Source organism: Streptococcus rupicaprae (genome assembly GCF_040545225.1).
In the GTDB taxonomy this organism is placed as follows: Bacteria; Bacillota; Bacilli; order Lactobacillales; family Streptococcaceae; genus Streptococcus; species Streptococcus rupicaprae.
Genome location: NZ_JBEPLO010000002.1, coordinates 1 through 19,159 on the forward strand (window position 1 = coordinate 1; position 19,159 = coordinate 19,159).

A 19,159-nucleotide genomic window follows, 5' to 3' on the forward strand; every position below is an offset into this window, starting at 1 on the left:
CTTCTGACCGCCCTAGAATAGCACAGGAAGTGGTTTCGGATGGTAGCTTGGGTTCGACCATCCAGAATAGTGATAATTTTGAGTGAATCGAAATCCTGCGCGATGAAGCTCATTTTGCCCTTCTTGAAAGAGTATTCGTCCCAGGACATGTTTTCAGGAAGCCAGGTCAGATTAGTCTTGAATTGGAATTCCTTTAGTTTTCGGATAACCGTTGAGGTTGATACGGCTAAGCTTTCAGCGATGGCTGTCATCGCTACCTTCTCAATCAGTTTTTGGGCGATTTTCTGATTCAGAATGACGGGTATTTGGTGGTTTTTCTTGACCAGTGATGTCTCAGCGACCGCCATTCTTCCGCACTCTTGACAGCGGAAGCGACGCTTTCGCAAGCGAATGAGTGTTTTATAGCCAGCACATTCAAGATAAGGAATTTTAGACGGTTTTTGGAAGTCATATTTCGCCATCTGTCCTTGGCAATGTTGGCATTTTGGGGCTTGGTAGTCCAGCTTAGCGATGACTTCCTTGCGACTCCCAGCATCGACGACTCCCAAAATTGTGATGTTAGGGTCTTTAATTTCCAGTAGGCTTGTGATAAAATTGAACTGTTCCATATAAGTCTTTCTAATGAGTTGTTTTGTCGCTTTTCATTATAGATCATATGGGACTTTTTTCTATACTAAAAAGCTCCATAATATCCGTGGTGGATTTACCCACTACAGAAATTATAGAGCCAGAAATAATTGGTATAATGAAGGAGAGTCGATTTAAGAAAGTAGAAAAAGTATGGAAAATAAAAACACACCCAAACTCAGATTCAAAGAATTTGATGATGAGTGGGAAACAAAATTATTTAAAGAAATTATATCTATAAACAGAGGGTTAACTTATAAACCATCAGATATTGTAATAGACGGTGTTAGAGTTTTAAGGAGTTCAAATATTGATGAAGACACGTTTAAAATCTTTGAAGATGACGTTTTTGTCAATGAAGAAGTTGTAAAGATACCATTTGTTGAAAACGGCGATATTCTAGTTACTGCTGCAAATGGTTCAAGTCGATTAGTAGGAAAACATGCTATTGTTAATAATGTAAAACAGAAAACTGTTCATGGGGGATTTATGCTTATCGTAAAATCTCAAAATCCCAACTTTGTGAACTCGTGGATGAATTCTTATGAATACAAAAAGACTTTGCAACTTGTTCAAGGTGGAAATGGTGCTATTGGAAATTTGTCTAAACCTATATTAGAAAATACGGTTATGACAATTCCTGTTAAAACTTCCGAACAATCCGCCATCGGCATGCTCTTCCAAACGCTTGACGAGCTGTTATCTGCCTATAAGGATAATTTGGCCAACTATCAAGCCTTTAAGGCGACCATGTTGTCCAAGATGTTTCCAAAGGCAGGACAGACCACGCCCGAAATCCGCTTGGATGGGTTTGAAGAGGAATGGAAGTTCGTTAGATTAAATGATATTGCTGAAAAAGTAAAAGAAAAAAATAAAGATAATTTATACACTGAGACTTTTACTAATTCAGCTGAATTTGGAATTGTCAACCAAAGAGATTTTTTTGATAAAGATATTTCAAATGAAAAAAATCTAAATTCATACTATGTAGTACAAAATGATGATTTTGTCTATAATCCTCGGATATCAAACTTTGCCCCAGTTGGACCGATAAAACGCAATAAACTTGGGAGGACTGGCGTAATGTCTCCTCTGTATTTTGTATTTAGAATTAAAGAAAATATAATTGTAAGTTTTGATTATCTTGAGACAGTGTTTAATAATAGACAATGGCATAAGTTTATGAAATTAAATGGAGATTCTGGAGCACGATCTGATCGTTTTTCTATAAAAGATTCTGTACTTATGATAATGCCTATACCATTTCCTTCAATAGACGAACAACGTGCTATTGGTGCTTTCTTTTCCAACCTTGACGATTTAATCGCTTCTCAGCAAGTCAAAATCGCTGAACTCGAAACCTTGAAGAAAAAACTCTTGCAGGATATGTTTGTATAAATGAAATTTTTTTGTGTCAATAGGTGATAGTCATGGTGAAAAAATCAAAAGTAAAACAACACATTGTACCTCAGAGTTATTTGAAGAATTTTGCAAATAAAAATTCAAATAATGATGGATATAATATTTCGGTTTATCATCGTGATAGTGGGAAAGTATTTAAAAGTGCTATAAAAGATGTAGCATTTGAAAAAAATTATTATGATGTCAGTAATAGAGAAAACGAGAAACATTGGGAAGATCATTTTGCTCAACAAATTGAACCAATGTATGGTCAAGAATTACGAAATATTATTGCAAGAATTACTCTTTCATATAAAAAATAAATATTCTAGAAGAAAAACATCTAATCCAGTTATCAAAAATGATAGGATTTCAATTTGTAAGGGTACCTGGTTTCTTAGAGCGTCGATTTGAACATGGTAGCGAACTTTTTGATATGGTTATAAAGGATACCAGGGAACGCTTTTCAAATAGTAATGTACCTAATTTAGAAGATTTATTAAATCAATTCATTTTTAAAAAGAATAAAATGGTAAAGGATAAGGATGATCAAATTGCCAACTTATCCCTCTTTAATGAGATCACGCCAGCAGTCAATCAAATTGAACTCCATGTTTTTCATCAAAAGGAAAAATCTGTTGCCTATCAGACTTCGAAGGGGGTGCAAGTAGAGAGTTGGGGTGCCTTTGCAGAAGGGCAATTTGATGTCTTTAACAACCCTGTATTGACAGCTATTGCTCAAAAACACGGGAAAACAACTGCGCAAGTGATGTTACGCTGGCAGTTACAACGAGGAATCGTCAGCTTATCTAAATCCGCTAATCCAGAGCGTGTCAGACACAATGTTGATATTTTTGATTTTGAGCTGTCAGTGGATGACATGGCAGCTATTAAAGGGCTAAATACGGATACGACTGTCTTTAATGATCACCATGACCCTAAGACAGTGGAGTTGCTAGCTAGATATGTTGGTAAATCATTTTAAAAAAACTTAAAAAGAGAGAACCATCGGTGAAAACAGAAAAAGGCTAACGGATTGAAGAAGAACTCGACATGAATAAAAATGAGTTCTTCTTTTTCTTAACAAAATTTAGTAAAACTATTTGACTAATTGCTAAATGGATGATAAACTGAGTGTCATAAAAGTAAAAAAGTTTTACTAATTTAGCAAGGAGAATCCTATGGAAAAGCTGATTGCAATGGCAAAAGACCGCTTTGAAGCGGTTAACACCAAGGTTTTGGAAACTAGCTTGGACGGCGAAGCTGTCCTTGAGGTGCATAAGGCTGAGAAGATCATGGTCTTTGACGAAAACACCTATGCCAAACTCAAGGATTTGACCTTTAAGGATGGGGTGATTGAGGTCAGCGTGCGCAGCCAATTCTTACCTGAAGCACCTGATTTTGCTAGAGGTTTCATCGGTATCGCCTTTCGCATTAGTGAGGACGATGACCAGTTTGAATCCTTCTATGTTCGTCCGACCAATGGCAACCATGAAGACCCTGTTCGCGCCAACCGTGCCAGTCAATATTTTGCCTATCCGGACTACAAGTTTGATTACTTTAGGGAGCAGGGCATCACGGCCTATGAAGCGCCAGCAGACATTGCCCTTGACGAATGGATCAGGATTCGAGCGGAGATTGCTGGCCAAGAAGCAGTCTTTTATGTCAATGGTCAGGAAACCTTGCGGGTGTCTGATTTAAAACTTGGTGCAGATGCCCGGGGCAGTTTAGGCCTATTTGTAGACATTGGCACCCGAGGCTTTTTCAAGGATTTGCAGGTGACGGTTAATGACTAAGGAATCAATGATTTTGAAGGAAGATAGAAGTATCATCTCTGTTGAAAAACGATTTGCTAGGTTGCGAGATGACCAGTTTGCCTTGTACGAGCACTATGCCAGGCAGCGTGGGATGAACTACAAGGGACTGTTGATTCTATTATGGCTCTATAATAGTCCCCAAGGGGTTTCTCAGAAGACATTGTGCGACAAAACCTATACCACAAAGCAGGTTGTCTATGCGATTGTTCAAGGTTATGTGGAAAAAGGCTTTGTAGAGCTCAAAGCTTCCCAAGAAGACAAACGTAGCAAAAATGTTGTGTTAACCCCAGAGGGAATGGCTTATGCAACTTCCATTATCGCCCCTTTGGATGCTATGGAAAAAGAAGCTATGGCCCAACTTTCTGAGCAACAAGTCGAAATGTTACTGGAAAGCACAGCCCTATTTAACCACTATCTAAAGGATAAACTACTCCCCTAATTGGCACGTGATACTAGTAGATAGTTCAAAACAACGGCTGATCTTTGACCGACCGCTGAGATAAGGCTTATCAAGAATTTTCGGATTTCCTAAACCGATTATATTAAGCGGTCTTTTTGATATAATAAAAATGAATGAGGCCAATTGTCATACCTTTATCACCCTGATTTAGCGTGTAGAGAGGATTTGCTAACGAGTGACATTTGTCATATCAACAAATGACAAATAGGACTGCTGACTAGTTATCCTGTCTGCTATAATGAACCCATCACGAAAGAGAGGATAGACTCATGACTGAATTTTGTCCCTATATCAAGTCTAGTATCCTACGGGTAATCCTTATTTTAGGTCTTGCCCTGATTATCAGTTTCTTCATCAAAGATGCCCAACAGTCCAGATCGATACTGGGAGCGGCCATTATCGCTGCTGGGATTGCAGGAGCTTGGCATATCTATGACATCAATAGCTGGCCGCTGAAAAAAAGGATAGGTCTCCATACCTTGGTCATGTTCCTTGCTGTGGTCTTGGCTTACCTTGTTGGTGGTTGGATTAAGACCTGGACGGATGTTTGGATTGGGTTAGCTGCCTTTGTGGGCAATGGGATTGTCCTATGCAGCCTAGGTTATTTCTTTTTTAAAGATAAGTAACTCATACCACCCCTCAAATGTTGATTTGAGAGGTGGTATTTTTCTATTACTGATTTGGCTCTTCTGTTAAGAGAGAATTTCATGCCAAGGCTTCAATTTTTTGCTGGATACGTACGGTCGACTTCGGCTCCAAATTGGTAGTCCCAGTCTTCTTTTAGGACCGTCAGCATGTCCTGATAAGCCTTGATGGCATTGGCCTTGCTAAGGCCAAAGGCTTGCGCGTCATCACCAATGGCAATGGCAATCATGCAGACCGTGTCCTAGCCCTCGGTGCCGATCAGTTTATCGATTACCAGACTGAGGATTACAGACAAATGCTGAGCGAGGTGGACCTGGTCCTTGACACACTGGGTGGTGAGGAAATAGAGAAACAAATGACCATCCTGAAAAAAGGAGGGCACTTAGTCTCTCTCCGTGCCATGCCCAATGGGGCTTTTGCCAAACGAATGAAATTACCAATATGGAAACAACTTCTCTTTGGACTGGCGGGTCGAGGATTTGATCAGATGGCCAAAAAATACGGCGTACGCTATGACTTTATCTTTGTGGAGAGCAATGGGGACCAACTCCAGGAAGTCGCAACTATATTGGATAATCTCAAACTCAAACCGTCTATTGACACAGTCTACCTATTTGAGGAGGTCAACGCTGCTCTGGATAAGGTCGCCAATGGGCGTTCCAGTGGGAAAACCGTTTTGACCATGAAAGGAGAATAAGATGGGGTATTTGGAAACAGCCAATCGCTTCGTTTCGGTCAAGGGTCAGCAAATGGCCTACCGGGAGTTAGGAAAAGGGCTTGCCAAACGTCCCTTGGTCCTTCTGACACATTTGGCAGCAACCTTAGATGAATGGAATCCTCTGCTGATTGACCGATTGGCGGAAGCGCACCATCTTATCCTGCTTGATTTGCCAGGTGTTGGTGCCAGCCAAGGACGGGTGCCAGCGAGTATCCCCAAAATGGCTGAGCAGGCTATTGCCATCGTGGAGGCGTTGGGCTACTCAGAAATTGACCTTTTGGGCCTTTCTATGGATGGTATGGTGGCTCAGGAAGTGATCCGTCTAAAGCCGTCTCTTGTCCGTCGTCTTATTTTGGCTGGTACTGGGCCGCGTGGCGGTATTGGCGTCGACAAGGTGACGGGTAAGACCTTCCAATTCATGGTTAAGGCAGGTTTTGACAAGGTTGACCCTAAACGCTATATTTTTTACAACCATGACGACGAAGGTGGCAGGCAGGCGCAATTAGTCTTAGACCGTATGGGTCAGCGTCAGAAGGCTTTTGCTGATAATAAGATCACTGTATTAGCCTTTTTGACCCAACTACGAGCGATCAAACGTTGGGGCAAGGCTGATAAAGATGATTTGTCCTACATTTCGCAACCCACCTTGGTTGTTAATGGAGATGAGGATAAGCAGGTCCCAACGGTTAACTCCTATGACATGCACGACAAAATTGCCAATAGCAAGCTTATCATTTACCCAAATGCCGGTCACGGCTCCATCTTTCAGTACGCAGAAGCCTTTTCGCAAGAGATGACACTCTTTTTAGGAGAATAAGAGAATGAAAACCATCATCGTTACCGGTGCGACAGACGGCATCGGAAAGCATTTAGCTAAAAAACTGGTAGCAGAAGGCCATCACCTCATCCTCCATGGTCGAAACCCGCAAAAATTAGAGGCGACGGTAAGGGAGATAAAAGCTTTGTCTCCTCAGGCCATTCTTTCTGCTTATCTAGCAGATTTTTCGAAAATGGCTGATGTCTATGCCTTTGTTTCATCGATTCAGCAAGATTTTGACAGGATTGATGTTTTGATCAATAATGCTGGACTCTTTGCAGGCAGTGAGCGTCTTGCTACGGCTGAGAACATCGAGCAGCCCTTTATGCTGTCCGTTCAGTTTCCCTATATCTTGGCCACCGAACTGCGTCCTATGTTGGAAAATGCTCTGGAAGGTCGCATTATCAGATGACGACATGAAAGCCATCGCCAGTCTTAACTCAGGCAAACGTCAGTTTATCATGTCCATGGAAGAGCGTGAGGAACTATGTCCCTGCAGGTTAAAGGAAAAAAAGGGGGGACTGAACTGCCCCGCTATAATAGATAAATCTTTGAAATATGGAATAAAAGGCCTGACCTCTCTGCTATAACTGGAGCGTTTGCGCCTTTTTTTGGTAGATATCCTGGAGAAGTTGGATAAACTCAGCAACAACCTGACGTTGGTCATCCTTATGGCTGACCAAAACACACTCAAAGGTTTCCTCAGTATCAAAAGGAACCCAGACAAATTCGTTTGAAAAGTCCTTGAGGTAACCAGGACTCAGACAGATCGCTTGCTCAGAAGCCACACTAACCATCGTAAAGTCATGCGTTGGACTATTAAGGGTTTGGAGTTTGACCTGATCAAGGACATTTTTTTGCACCCGTCTAAGGGTTTGGCTAGAACCGCCGTTAACAAGGAGCGTCCTGCCCATAAGGTCATGTGCTCTGGCTTGATTTAGTTGTGCAAGGGGATCATGGGGATTGACCAAGAGGTAAATAAAGCTGGTGTAGAGGGGGTGAATCACAGCATTCGGCAATTTTTCGGCCATTTCTCGGGTCGTCAAAATCAGGTCAACTTGCTTCTCACGAAAACGGGTGAGCCAGTCTTTTAGGGCAATATCTGGGGTAATGAGAACCTCTTTATGCTGATGCCGAAAGGCTTTGATGGCCTCTGGGAGAAAATACAGATGGGATCGCAGAGGGTAGCCAATGGTAATATTATCTCGGTATTGGCTGGAAAAGTTTTGCCCCTGCTCGATAGCCCCAAGTAATTGCTGACGGATTCCTAAGAGTTGCTGGTAAAAGGCTTGACCAGCAGGTGTGAGGCGAATAGCCTTTCCGATGCGTTCAAAGATGAGAAAGCCGATTTCTTCTTCGACCGTCTTAATCTGGTAGGAGAGGGCTGGTTGTGAGATAAAGAGATTTTCAGCCGCACGATTGAAATTCAAGGTTTGAGCGACTTCGATGACATAGTCCATTTGTTTGTTATTCATATCAAATCCTTATAAAAATATTTTATCAATTATAAAAAGAATATATTGGATATTTTTATTATAAACCTTTATACTGAATGTAACAAGACCAAAGATAAAGGAGCTAGGAAAATGATTTCAGCATTTGCTAATGCTTACCATGAGCGGATGTTTCCGGGATACCAGTCGACTTTTTTAAAAACCGATCCGGAATTTATCGCTTTTTTTGATAATTTTGCTTTTGATACCGTTGTCCAGCAAGGCCAATTGGATGATGTCACACGATTTCAAGTGATTTTAGCGAGTTTGCTGGGATGTCAAGGCATCGATGAATTTAAGGCCATTTTGCCGGCTACCCTTCGATTTGGAGTCTCTCCAGTAGAAGTGAAGGAAATCGTCTATCAAGCGGTTGCTTATCTGGGTATTGGCCGGGTCTTTCCTTTTTTGAAAGCTTGCAATGAGATTTTTCAAGCGGAAAAGATTTCCCTCCCACTTGAGCCCCAAGCGGCAAAGACTTCCAAATCGCGACTAGAGCTTGGGCGCGAAACCCTAGTGTCTTTGATGGGGGAGGGGATGCGGCATTTTGATCAAGAAGGTCCAGAAAACCGTCATCATATTAACCAATGGTTGATGGCCAATTGCTTTGGTGACTATTATAGCCGTTCAGGGTTAGAGGGCAAGAAAAGAGAATTGATGACCTTTTGTTTTTTGGCTGCACAGGGTGGCTGTGAACCACAGTTGGTCAGCCATGCAGTCGCTAATTTGAAATTGGGACATCGTCAGAGTTATTTGATTGATATCTTAAGTCAATGCATTCCTTACATCGGTTATCCAAGGGTGCTCAACGCTCTAACCTGCCTAGAGGAGGCGGTAAGAGTGGTTAACAATAAAGGAGAACTCGCTGAAAAGGCATCCATTGCTACCGAGGAGGGGTAAAATGACAGATTTGGAACAATTATTAGCAGAACGGGATATCCGCTATCTGGTGGACCACTCGGCCTACTTGGCAGACCAGCGCAGTGTCGAAGGAGTTTTAGCTTACTATCACCCTGACGCTATTCTTCAAGCAGGGGACTTACAGATTAGGGGGCATGAAGCGTTGGCGCAATTGTTTAGCCAATTATTAGCAGAACCGGAAGTGATTTCGCATCACAATGGGCAATTGATAGTAACGCTTGAGTCAGCGACACTAGCTAGAGGCATCAGTTACTGCCAATCGGTTTACGTGGGCGTCATGGATGGCAAGCGCCAAAGACAAACGACTCAGATTTGTTATACTGATACTTACACCAAGACAGATGGTAAATGGGTCATCAAGCATCGCATCAGTGAACACATTTGGCAAACGAATTGTGAGTTAGAACTAGAGGAGGACAGATAATGGAATATGTGAACTTAGGAAAGACCGGTTTAAAAGTGTCTCGAGTTGGCCTTGGGTGTATGAGTTTTGGAGCGCCAGATGCTGGAGGGATTCCAGGAAAGGTTAGTGAAGCTGAGGCGCGTGAGATTATCAAATACGCTCTTGATGCAGGGATTAACTTCTTTGATACAGCTAACTATTATTCGTTGGGCCTTAGTGAGGAGATTCTTGGCCGAGCTCTAAAAGACTTTGCTCTTAGGGAAGAAGTGGTTATCTCGACCAAACTGTATTACCCTATGTATGATGGGGCCAACGCCAAAGGTTTGTCCCGGAAAGCTATTTTTGACCAGGTGGAAAACTCCCTAAAGCGTTTAGGGACAGATTACATCGACCTCTATGTTATCCATCGCTGGGATTATACAACGCCAATCGAGGAAGTGATGGAGGCTCTTAATGATTTGGTTCGCATGGGAAAGGTCCGCTATATCGGAGCATCGAGCATGTATGCCTGGCAATTTGTAAAAGCCAATAGTATCGCTGAAAAAAGAGGTTGGGCAAAGTTTGTTTCCATGCAAAACACCATTAACCTAATCTACCGAGAAGAAGAAAAAGAGATGCTCCCTATGTGCCTTTCGGAAGGCATTGCAGTAACCCCTTATTCACCCATTGCTCATGGTGCCTTGACGCGCTCTCCTGAAGAGTTTGGCACGTCACCTAGCAGCCAATTGCAAAGTCCCTATGTTTTGGAACATGACCGTGAGATCATCAAACGGACCCGAGAGATAGCAACAAAGTATCAGGTGAGCCCTGGACAGGTTGCCCTTGCTTGGGTATATGCTAAACCAGGTGTGACAGCTCCACTGGTTGGTGGCTCCAAGATTGCTTATGTTCAGGAAGCCATCGATGCCTTTAATCTGCATCTATCCGATGAGGATATTGCTTATTTGGAAGAACCCTATGTGCCTCATAAACAATACGGATTCCGATAGATGAACGGGGACATCAGGAGAGTAGTTCTTATTATCTTGGCCATGTCTGTTTGTCTCCATGGGGGACAAAGGTCGGACTGGCTAGGAAGCGCTGGCAATCGATCAGAGCAGTCGCAACTCATTCCGATAGAAGGAGAGGAAATGACCGAGCAAGTACTAGAGAATCTTTTTAGGCAAATCAACCGTGCCATGGTTGACCAAGATATTGACACATTGGAAGTGCTCCTTGCTAAGGAGATGAGCTTGATTCATATGACGGGTTATGTGCAGCCTAAGGCAGAATGGCTAGCAGATATTGCTTCAGGTCAGATGCGGTATTTTAGCTCTAAACATGAAAAAGTAGAAGAAGTTAGCATTGAAGGAAATTGTGCAAAGATGACTAGTTATAATTTGGTAGAAGCTTCTATCTGGGGAAGCGCCCGTCATACCTGGCGGTTGAAAATGGAAGTCCATTTTGAAAAGAAAGAGAATGACTGGAAGATCGTGAAGCAAATCGCCTCAACCTACTGATAGATTCCTTATGGTAAAAAAGAAATGCCCAAGCTGTGGTGAGACCTGCTAAGACTGGTCGCTAAAGGCTTGGGTATTTTGGTTGAGTCAGTAGTGCCTAAGTGCAGAGTCTTTTGGGGATATTCACGCAACAACGCGCTCAATAATGGCATGTTGCCGATTGTCCAACCCAGAGAAGTGAGGGAACAGTTGGCGCAACTGGCGCCGAATCAGGAGATTACCATAGACCTGCCTGAGCAGAAACTCCTGCCCCCCTTTGGAAGCTTTGACTTTGACATCGATGGTCAGTGGAAGTATAAGCTACTCGATGGCCTGGATGACATCGGCATCACCCTCCAGTAGGAAGATCTCATTATGCCCTATGAGCAAAATCAGCCAAGTTAATGGCTCTAGGCAGAAAATTCCTCCTAAAAATGCTAAAATGGGATAAGAAGGAGAGGTGAACTGGCATGTCACGAACAGTCTATTTTTCGACCCGCCAGCAGCACGGTGGCTGTGGTTGCTTAGCGCTTGGGTTAATCTTGGGCTTATTATTTCTAAAATCTTTTTGGCGACCGCTCCTGCTTTTCTTTTTGCTAGTGACGGTTGTTGGTTGGATTCGAGCCTTTTTTGTCCCGAAAAAGACCACAACTTTCCAAAAGGAGCAGACTTACTTTGAGGACTCAGCCAACCCTTATGGCTATCCTTACCAATCCCGAAAGCGCAAGGAGGCAGATGTCATCGAAGAAGATTGAGGGGACAAGGGGAATTTGCCATGGCTTAAGCCCTTTAATAAGCAAGTCCTTAACTCTTTGGAACTTTTTATAGGCTAGCTGGGCATAGACTGTCGAGGAAGACATAGATTTCAAGAGCCTGCAGGCCTTTTTGGTGTTTGTCTCGTTTAAGCGCCCAAGGAAATCTCTTAGAAGATAGAAAACGGAAGGCTCGCGGTGGAACTACGCAGGGGTAACACGAAAACTGGTAAAGCCAGCATTGGCTCTCTCCCATTTCTAGGAGACGCCCTTGGACGCCTAGCCCCAGGCTGTCCAAGCTCCCAACCGCTGCTTCAAGCTATTTTTCTACATCGTTTGAATAGAACTGACTTTTTGCCCAGCTTCGGGCTTTTTTTACTGCCTTAAGGACAGGAAAGGTCAATCGGTAAAGAAGGTTTTGCTAGGCCAGAGACAGCTGTTAAGGCTCTAGTTTATCTTATTTCCGTTTTAAAATGGAAAACAAATAATCTTAAAAGCGTTTACATAGCGGTTTAAAAAGAGTATGATAGTAGCAAAGAGAACAAGGAGGTTTTTGCATGCTAACATTTCCAGATAAGTTTTTGTGGGGCAGTTCGACCTCAGGCCCCCAATCGGAAGGACGGATTGCGGGAGATGGCAAGGGAGACAATACCTGGGACCATTGGTTTCGGACCAACCCAGAGAAGTTTCACGGTGGGGTAGGACCTGAGGTCACTTCAACCTTTTACCAGAACTATGAGAGCGATTTGGACCTCTTGGTAGAGACTGGACACACGGCCTTTCGGACATCGATCCAGTGGTCTCGCTTGATTCCTGACGGAGACGGAGCGGTCAATGAGATGGCGGTTGCCTTCTATAGGAAGGTCTTTCAGGGGGTCAAGGATAGCAAAATTGAGCTCTTGGTCAATCTCTACCATTTTGATTTGCCCATGGCCTTGGAAGAAAAGGGGGGCTGGACCCAACGTGCAACCGTAGAAGCTTACGAGCGCTACGCTAGGACTTGCTTTGAAAGGTTTGGTGACTTAGTAGACCGCTGGATTACCTTCAATGAGCCCATTGTCCCTGTTGAATGTGGCTATTTTTACCAACTTCATTATCCAGCAACGGTAGATCCCAAAGCGGGCATCCAAGTAGCTTATCATACCCAGCTGGCTAGTAGTTTAGCTGTTAGAGCTAGCCATGAGATCAATCCAGATGCTCCTATTGGCATCGTTCTTAACCTGACGCCAGCTTATCCGAGGAGCCAGCACCCAGCTGACCTTAAGGCGGCTCGGATTGCAGAACTCTTCCAAGCCAAGTCTTTCTTGGACCCTTCCGTCAAGGGAGAATACCCAGCTGAGTTGATTGCCTTGATCAAAGAGCATGATTTACTACCGACCTATCAGTCGGGAGACTTAGACCTTATCCGTCAAAACACTGTAGATTATTTGGGAGTCAATTACTACCAACCGCTTCGTGTGGCTGCGCCAAAATACCAAGCCCATCCAGATTCGCCCTTCTTCCCAGAAGTTTACTTTGACCACTATGTCATGCCTGGTCGCAAGATGAATCCGCACCGTGGCTGGGAGATTTACGAGCGTGGCATTTATGACATTGCTCTTGATATCAAGGAAAATTATGGCAATATCGAGTGGATCCTGACGGAGAATGGCATGGGGGTTGAAGGAGAAGAAAAATTCCGTCAGGATGGCATGATTCAAGACGATTATAGAATTGAGTTTATCAAGGGACATTTGGAAGAGCTTCATCGGGCGATCCAAGAAGGGGCCAACTGTAAAGGCTACTTGCTCTGGACCTTCATCGACTGCTGGTCCTGGCTCAATAGCTATAAGAACCGCTATGGATTGGTCGAGTTAGATCTGACAGACCAAAGCCGACGGTTGAAGAAGTCTGGTCATTGGTTTAGGAAATTGAGTCAGCAGAACGGTTTTTAGGAGGGGCTATGGTCAAACTAGGATTTTCACTCTATCCGGAAGGGCAAGACTTGGAGAAGCTGTTTGCCTATATTGATGGTTTTAAGGCCTATGACTGTGACCGTGTCTTTCTTAGCCTTCTGCAGCTGGATGTCAACGACAAGGAGATCTTTGACCACTATCGGCAGATTGTGGCCTATTGTCAGCTAGCAGGGTTTCGTGTTTTTGCAGACCTTAACCCAGCCTTCATCCAAAAGATAGGCTGGAAAGACGACTTGATTGGAAAAGCGGCAGCCTTCGGACTGTCAGGGATTCGTTTGGATGAATCTTACGACGATGACCAGCTGGTAGAGCTGACCAAAAATGCTTTAGGCATCCAAATTGAACTAAACATGAGCACCGAACCTGATTTGCTGGAGCGCTTGGTGGCAAAGGGGGCTAATCTCAGTCAGATCACAGCCTGCCACAATTTTTACCCGCGCCGGTTTACAGGTCTGGGTACAACCTATTTCCAAACCGTCAGCCAGGTTTACAGCGGTTATGGGATTGAACGTGCTGCCTTTATCAGCGCCCAAACAGCGGATACAGGTCCTTGGCCAGTGTCTGAGGGGCTACCAACTTTGGAAATGCATCGGGATCTCCCAATTCATGCCCAGTACAAGTGGCTGGCCGCAACAGGCTTGGTCGATCACATCATTATTTCCAATCAATTTATTTCCGCTGAGGAGTTGGCCAGTATTCAGCAAAAGGCTACCATTACCTTTGATGTCCAACTGTGTGAGGATGTCTCAGCTGTGGAAACTGCCATAGTGGCAGAAGCGCATACCTACCGTGGGGACGTCTCAGACTACGTGATTCGCTCTACCAGGCATCGGGAACGCTACAGTGAGGAAAGGATATTGCCAAGACAGACTGGTCAGATGGTGAAGCGGGGAAGTGTTTTGATCGATAATCAGGACTACACTCGTTACTGTGGGGAATTGCAGCTGGCTCTGACAGACTTTAGGGTCAGCCACAAGACCAACCTTGTCGGCCATATTTGTGACTACGATCTGCCACTCCTTGACCTGTTGCAGCCATGGCAGGCCTTTGCCCTAAACCCAGTCCCTCAAGGAGACAGCCATGCTGACTAAGAAGGAGTGGCGTCTCTTGCAACTCTTATACCAAGCGACAGATTTTCAAACCAGTCAACATCTGGCTGATCAGCTTGAGCTATCAGAACGTACGGTTAGGACCTATTTGAAAAATTTGGAGACGCTACTGCCTCAATATGGTGCCCAGCTGACCTACAAGTATGGTCAGGGAGTGAGGTTGACCATCCAGCTGAGTGACAGTTTTCAGGCCTTTTACCAGCAAGGCAAGGAAACCAGCCAGTCCATCCTCTTGAATGACAGCCAGGAACGGCAACGCTATCTCCTCAACCAACTCTTTTTTGAGGCACAGGTGATTCAGGTGGCTGAGCTACAGGAAAGCTTTTACATCAGTAAGAGCAGTATGGCGCAGTTGCTCGGTCAAATCCGCCACCAATTGGCAGAGTATGAGCTGCATTTGGAGCGCCTAGCACCGTCGACCTATCGCGTCTTGGGTGAGGAGCGTAAGAAGCGTCAATTCATTGCCGATTATTTCTTGGCGGATGCCTTCCAAGAAGTGTTACGGTCTGAAGGCAATGCCAGCTCCCTACTGAAGTCCCTTGATTTGTCTGTCTTGACAGAAGTGATTTTGCAAGAGTGCCGAAAGGGCCAGGTCAGCTTGTCCGACTTTACCCTGACAAATCTGGTGCTTCACTTGGGACTCAGTATCTTGCGGCAACGCTCTGGCCATGTGATGTCCGATTTTCCCTTGGAGGAAAGGGTGACAGAAAGCTTGGAATACGAAGTGGCGGCAAGAATCCTAAAAGGTCTGGAGGAGCAGCTGGATTTAACCTTTCCAGCTGGGGAAACCCAATATCTGGCCCTGCATTTGCTGACAAAGTCCCATCATAAAGAGGGCCCACAAGAAGCACAACCAAGACACAAGGCAGCAATCGTGGCTGTCTTGCAAGAGCTAGACAAAGATCTAGGCAGCAATCTAGCCCAGGATTATCGTTTGCTAGAAGGCTTGGCTACCCATCTTCAGCCGCTGCTTTTACGTCTCCAGTACGGCATCCGCTTGGAAAACCCCTTACTAGAGGACATTGTCAGGGACTATGGTTGGGTGTTTGAGCTAACCAAGCGGGCCTTCAAGCCCCTGAGCTGCCTAGCACCTTACGAGATCAGCGACGATGAATGGGCTTATATGACCCTGCACTTGATCGGTGCCCTTGACCGCCAAGCCACGCAAAAGAAACTCAAGGTGTTGGTCGTTTGTGCGACAGGAGTAGGGAGTGCCCAGGTCCTTCGTTACCGATTGGAGAGTCAATTCGGCCAGCGGATCAGTATTGTGGATTGCATCAGCTACCACGAATTATCAGATAGTTACCTCTCAGGGATTGATTTACTGATTTCTTCCGTTGATTTGGGACCGCTGATCTTCAAGGTTCCTGTTGTGGTCGTTAGCGTCTTTTTACGGTCAGAAGATAAGACCTTGCTCAGTCAGACCCTGGATGCTCTCACGATTGGTCAGGTGGCTGCTCCACAAACGTCAAGGAGGGACATTGACCAAGCCCTCTTGGCCAGTCTCGAGGCTTCTTGTTCGGAGGATCAGTTTCTGGTCATAGCAGAGCCTCAGACCAAGGAGGGCTTGCTTAAAACGATGTTAGCCTGCTTAGACGATGTCAGATCAGAGCAGGATTTGCAGGAGTTTTATCATCAAGTTTGTTTAAGAGAACAACTAAGCTCAACGGCTTTTTCAGATAGCATGGCCTTCCCTCATCTAATGGAATCCTTGGGGCAACGTGGGCAAGTGGTCGTAGCCATTCTTGGACATGGTTTATTCTGGGACATTGACCACCCGTCTGTCCGTCTGGTCTTTCTCTTGTCGCCCTCACGCTATCGCAATCAGGATTTAAAACGGGTCTCTCAAACCTTAGCGAGGTGGGTGGACCGAGAGGATCTTTTGCAGGAGCTTCTGGCTCAACCAACCTATCAACACTTTAAACAGTTAATTCTAAACACATCATCACAGGAGGAATCATGATGAAACACATTATGTTAGTTTGTAACGCAGGCATGTCTACCAGCCTATTAGTCACTAAAATGGAAAAGGCTGCCGCAGATCAGGGTTACGAAGCGACCATCTGGGCAGTTCCTGTCTCAGAAGTTGACCAAGAAATGGCCAACAAGACTATCGATGTCTTGATGGTTGGTCCTCAAGTACGTTTCATGTTGGACGAATACAAGCAAAAATTTGAACCAGCGACAAAGGTGACCGACATCAATATGATGGACTACGGCATCATGAACGGTGAAGCGGTCTTTAATCAGGCGCGTGCCTTGATAGGTGACTAGCATGACAGAAGAGACACCCTTGTTAGAAGTCATCATGCAACTGATCATGTACGGCGGTGATGCCAAAAGCAAGGCTATGGAAGCCATTCACCTGGCCAAGCAAGCTCAGTTTGAATCGGCTCAAGCCAAGATAGCTGAAGCGAACGCTTCATTGAGCCAGGCTCACCATGCGCAAACGGGTTTATTAACCAAGGAAGCTAGTGGAGAACATATTCAGGCCAGTCTTCTTATGATTCACGGTCAAGATCACTTGATGAATGCCATCACTTTTATTGATCTAGCCAAGGAAGTGATTGCGCTTTATCAGGAGATGCAGGAATTGAAAGAGGCCAGCCATGAAGCTTAGCCAACAGGTTCCCATTTCAGCCTCGACCTTTTATCGCTTTCTGCTGGAGTCTCTCAGAGAGGACTACAAGGCTGCTAACAAAGCTCCTGTGAAAGACTCGGATCTGAAACATGGCCTAAGCTTTCAAAAACGCTTTGGCAAGAAACAAGAAAGTGCCATGGAAGTCAGGGTAGTGGATTTGATTGAAAATGAGCGCTACGCTCTAGCCTTTCAATCCAGTCGTGGCACCCAGTGGGTCACCTATGATTTGACAGCTATTGAGGAGAATGCCTGTCAGGTGACCTACACCGAAGACTATTCCCCTAAGGGGAAGCTAAACGCTTGGAATTATAAATTGCTATTTCCCTTGATGCGGAAATCATTAGAGCGTCGCATGCGCCTTCAAATCGAGAAAATAGCAGAATTCGCTAAAAATAAGGAGGATTTACACCATGAATAATGCGTTCATGAACAAGTTTATGCAGATTGCTGGGAAGTTGAGTTCTCAGAAACATCTGGTCGTTATCAGGGATTCCTTTATCGCAATGATGCCATTAACCATGGCGGGATCTATTGCCGTATTGCTGAATGTTTTCTTTCGAGATGTTCCCAACAACCTGGGTTGGACTGGAGTTGCAAAGGCACTGGAGCCCCTTATCACCTTGAACGGTTATGTCTACTTTGGAACCATCGCCATCACAGCCCTTATTTTTTCGTTTGCGGTTGGTTATAATTATTCTTCAATTGAAAAAGTTAATCCGATTGCAGGTGGTCTGATTTCCTTTGCTTCTTTTGTTGCCACCATTCCTCAAACCATTACCATCGCGACGGACTTAACCGGATTGGATAAATCTGTTTTGTCTCCGCTGGCTGATTTGGGGCTAGCCATCAATGGCTCTATCCTCGAAGTGTCTGAATGGGGTGCCATTAAAACAGCCTATGCTGGTGCGACAGGTCTCTTTGCAGCGTTGTTGATCGGTATGTTAGCATCAATGATTTATTGCTATTTGATGAAGAAGAATGTTACCATCAAAATGCCTGATAACGTTCCACCTGCTGTGAATAAGGCCTTTGCAGCCATCATCCCAGGTACGGTTGCTATTTATGTGTCTGCACTGATTGGTTACTTGCCAGTGCTTTTAGCCAACACACCATTAAATGATTTGATTTCAACCTATATCCAAAGACCGTTAATGAACCTTTCTCAAGGCAGCTTCAGTGTCTTGCTGTTATCTTTCTTAGTGCAGTTGTTCTGGTTCTTTGGTCTGCATGGTCACAACGTCCTTGCTCCGATTATGGATGGGGTATATGGACCTGCCCTTCTTGAGAATACAACCGTCTATGAGGCTACTAAGGATGTGACCCAACTGCCATGGTTGTGGACACGTGGTTCCTTTGACGCCTATGCTCAGATGGGGGGTTCAGGGGTGACCATCGCCCTCATCATTGCCATTTTTATCTTCTCTAAACGTAAGGAATACCGCACCGTTGCTAAACTATCTGCTCCGATGGGGGTCTTCAACATCAATGAACCGATAACCTTTGGGATTCCCATGGTGCTCAACCCACTCTTTGCCATCCCGTGGCTAATCGTTCCACCAATCTGCTGTGCCATCGGTTACTTTGCAACATATACAGGATTGGTTCCTCCAGTTTATCTGGCGGTTCCATGGATTACACCTCCAGGGCTCTATGCCTTCCTAGCGACTGGTAACAACCTCATGGCTGGCCTGGTTTCACTCTTTAATGTCTTTGTCGCCTTCTTGATTTGGGCACCATTTGTCATTGCGGCCAACCGTGTCAAGGTCGAAGACCAGTAAGACAAGATCGAATGTATCTTCAACCACAATCAATCTAGCCTGGGAAAGGACGCTGATGACAGCACTGGACTTCAACAAAGCGAGTTGACAACGGCTATCCTTGATTTTCAAAGAGTATGAGATTCGAATCCCTTCAACATTCTGATG

The 19,159-nt window shown here is 44.6% G+C and carries 21 protein-coding genes and 4 pseudogenes; 22 read left to right on the top strand and 3 right to left on the bottom strand.

Going from position 1 to position 19,159, the window contains the following annotated elements; all coding sequences use genetic code 11:
* Positions 1 to 608, bottom strand: a 608-nt coding sequence (locus tag ABID29_RS00795; protein ID WP_354363742.1) for a transposase family protein, incomplete at its 3' end; no start/stop codon positions are given.
* A 172-nt stretch (positions 609 to 780) separates the two neighbouring features.
* On the opposite strand from ABID29_RS00795, the gene ABID29_RS00800 reads away from it, so the two are divergent.
* The 6 genes and pseudogenes from ABID29_RS00800 to ABID29_RS00825 all read left to right on the top strand — a co-directional run bounded on the left by ABID29_RS00800 (position 781) and on the right by ABID29_RS00825 (position 4,931).
* Positions 781 to 2,025, top strand: a complete 1,245-nt coding sequence (locus tag ABID29_RS00800) for a restriction endonuclease subunit S (protein WP_354363743.1) — start codon at positions 781 to 783, stop codon at positions 2,023 to 2,025.
* 32 nt (positions 2,026 to 2,057) lie between these two features.
* Positions 2,058 to 2,351: a DUF4238 domain-containing protein gene (locus ABID29_RS00805; protein ID WP_354363744.1), complete on the top strand. Its 294-nt coding sequence runs from the start codon at positions 2,058 to 2,060 to the stop codon at positions 2,349 to 2,351.
* A gap of 218 nt (positions 2,352 to 2,569) precedes the next feature.
* Positions 2,570 to 3,013 (top strand): annotated as a pseudogene (locus tag ABID29_RS00810) (aldo/keto reductase); the annotation flags it as partial.
* A gap of 196 nt (positions 3,014 to 3,209) precedes the next feature.
* A complete protein-coding gene (locus ABID29_RS00815) occupies positions 3,210 to 3,824 on the top strand; it encodes a hypothetical protein (protein ID WP_435533137.1) in 615 nt (204 codons plus the stop codon).
* Positions 3,817 to 4,284, top strand: coding sequence for a MarR family winged helix-turn-helix transcriptional regulator (locus ABID29_RS00820; RefSeq protein WP_354363746.1), 468 nt, complete (start codon positions 3,817 to 3,819; stop codon positions 4,282 to 4,284). Before ABID29_RS00815 ends, ABID29_RS00820 begins: the two co-directional genes overlap by 8 nt.
* 290 nt (positions 4,285 to 4,574) lie before the next feature.
* Positions 4,575 to 4,931 carry a DUF3021 family protein gene (locus ABID29_RS00825; RefSeq protein ID WP_354363747.1) on the top strand — a complete coding sequence of 119 codons (357 nt, stop codon included), beginning with the start codon at positions 4,575 to 4,577 and terminating at the stop codon, positions 4,929 to 4,931.
* 92 nt (positions 4,932 to 5,023) lie between these two features.
* Here the strand turns inward: ABID29_RS00825 and ABID29_RS00830 are convergent, their stop codons facing one another.
* Positions 5,024 to 5,179 (bottom strand): hypothetical protein, encoded by a 156-nt coding sequence (locus ABID29_RS00830; RefSeq protein ID WP_354363748.1) that lies wholly within the window; start codon positions 5,177 to 5,179, stop codon positions 5,024 to 5,026.
* Here ABID29_RS00830 and ABID29_RS00835 point away from each other — a divergent pair.
* The 3 genes and pseudogenes from ABID29_RS00835 to ABID29_RS00845 form a co-directional block, all read left to right on the top strand.
* Positions 5,123 to 5,647 (top strand): annotated as a pseudogene (locus ABID29_RS00835) (zinc-binding dehydrogenase); the annotation flags it as partial. The gene ABID29_RS00830 and the pseudogene ABID29_RS00835 sit on opposite strands and share 57 nt — an antisense overlap.
* Before the next feature lies 1 nt (position 5,648).
* Positions 5,649 to 6,485, top strand: a complete 837-nt coding sequence (locus tag ABID29_RS00840; protein ID WP_354363749.1) for an alpha/beta fold hydrolase — start codon at positions 5,649 to 5,651, stop codon at positions 6,483 to 6,485.
* A 4-nt stretch (positions 6,486 to 6,489) separates the two neighbouring features.
* Positions 6,490 to 6,891: pseudogene (locus tag ABID29_RS00845) on the top strand (SDR family NAD(P)-dependent oxidoreductase); the annotation flags it as partial.
* 178 nt (positions 6,892 to 7,069) lie between these two features.
* Here ABID29_RS00845 and ABID29_RS00850 read toward each other — a convergent pair.
* Positions 7,070 to 7,960 carry a LysR family transcriptional regulator gene (locus tag ABID29_RS00850; protein ID WP_354363750.1) on the bottom strand — a complete coding sequence of 297 codons (891 nt, stop codon included), beginning with the start codon at positions 7,958 to 7,960 and terminating at the stop codon, positions 7,070 to 7,072.
* A gap of 147 nt (positions 7,961 to 8,107) precedes the next feature.
* Between ABID29_RS00850 and ABID29_RS00855 the strand changes: the two genes are divergently transcribed.
* From ABID29_RS00855 to ABID29_RS00915, 13 genes and pseudogenes are all read left to right on the top strand, one after another.
* Positions 8,108 to 8,875, top strand: coding sequence for a carboxymuconolactone decarboxylase family protein (locus ABID29_RS00855; RefSeq protein WP_354363935.1), 768 nt, complete (start codon positions 8,108 to 8,110; stop codon positions 8,873 to 8,875).
* A gap of 1 nt (position 8,876) precedes the next feature.
* Positions 8,877 to 9,320, top strand: coding sequence for a nuclear transport factor 2 family protein (locus ABID29_RS00860; RefSeq protein ID WP_354363751.1), 444 nt, complete (start codon positions 8,877 to 8,879; stop codon positions 9,318 to 9,320).
* A complete protein-coding gene (locus tag ABID29_RS00865; protein ID WP_354363752.1) occupies positions 9,320 to 10,288 on the top strand; it encodes an aldo/keto reductase in 969 nt (322 codons plus the stop codon). The genes ABID29_RS00860 and ABID29_RS00865 overlap by 1 nt, the downstream gene beginning before the upstream one ends.
* Positions 10,289 to 10,798 carry a nuclear transport factor 2 family protein gene (locus ABID29_RS00870; protein WP_354363753.1) on the top strand — a complete coding sequence of 170 codons (510 nt, stop codon included), beginning with the start codon at positions 10,289 to 10,291 and terminating at the stop codon, positions 10,796 to 10,798.
* Positions 10,799 to 10,901: 103 nt separating this feature from the next.
* Positions 10,902 to 11,140 (top strand): annotated as a pseudogene (locus ABID29_RS00875) (3-isopropylmalate dehydratase small subunit); the annotation flags it as partial.
* A 107-nt stretch (positions 11,141 to 11,247) separates the two neighbouring features.
* Positions 11,248 to 11,532, top strand: a complete 285-nt coding sequence (locus ABID29_RS00880; protein ID WP_354363754.1) for a hypothetical protein — start codon at positions 11,248 to 11,250, stop codon at positions 11,530 to 11,532.
* A 554-nt stretch (positions 11,533 to 12,086) separates the two neighbouring features.
* Positions 12,087 to 13,463, top strand: coding sequence for a glycoside hydrolase family 1 protein (locus ABID29_RS00885; protein ID WP_354363756.1), 1,377 nt, complete (start codon positions 12,087 to 12,089; stop codon positions 13,461 to 13,463).
* Between the two features lie 8 nt (positions 13,464 to 13,471).
* Positions 13,472 to 14,575 (top strand): DUF871 domain-containing protein, encoded by a 1,104-nt coding sequence (locus ABID29_RS00890; protein ID WP_354363758.1) that lies wholly within the window; start codon positions 13,472 to 13,474, stop codon positions 14,573 to 14,575.
* On the top strand, positions 14,565 to 16,556 hold the full coding sequence (locus ABID29_RS00895; protein WP_354363760.1) for a BglG family transcription antiterminator: 1,992 nt from the start codon (positions 14,565 to 14,567) through the stop codon (positions 16,554 to 16,556). Before ABID29_RS00890 ends, ABID29_RS00895 begins: the two co-directional genes overlap by 11 nt.
* A complete protein-coding gene (locus tag ABID29_RS00900; RefSeq protein ID WP_354363936.1) occupies positions 16,556 to 16,867 on the top strand; it encodes a PTS sugar transporter subunit IIB in 312 nt (103 codons plus the stop codon). The genes ABID29_RS00895 and ABID29_RS00900 overlap by 1 nt, the downstream gene beginning before the upstream one ends.
* A gap of 1 nt (position 16,868) precedes the next feature.
* Positions 16,869 to 17,213 (top strand): PTS lactose/cellobiose transporter subunit IIA, encoded by a 345-nt coding sequence (locus tag ABID29_RS00905; protein ID WP_354363762.1) that lies wholly within the window; start codon positions 16,869 to 16,871, stop codon positions 17,211 to 17,213.
* Positions 17,203 to 17,652 (top strand): DUF3284 domain-containing protein, encoded by a 450-nt coding sequence (locus tag ABID29_RS00910; RefSeq protein WP_354363763.1) that lies wholly within the window; start codon positions 17,203 to 17,205, stop codon positions 17,650 to 17,652. Before ABID29_RS00905 ends, ABID29_RS00910 begins: the two co-directional genes overlap by 11 nt.
* Complete coding sequence (locus ABID29_RS00915; protein WP_354363764.1) at positions 17,645 to 19,012, top strand: PTS sugar transporter subunit IIC; 1,368 nt, start codon at positions 17,645 to 17,647, stop codon at positions 19,010 to 19,012. Before ABID29_RS00910 ends, ABID29_RS00915 begins: the two co-directional genes overlap by 8 nt.
* The last annotated feature ends 147 nt before the right edge of the window (positions 19,013 to 19,159 follow it).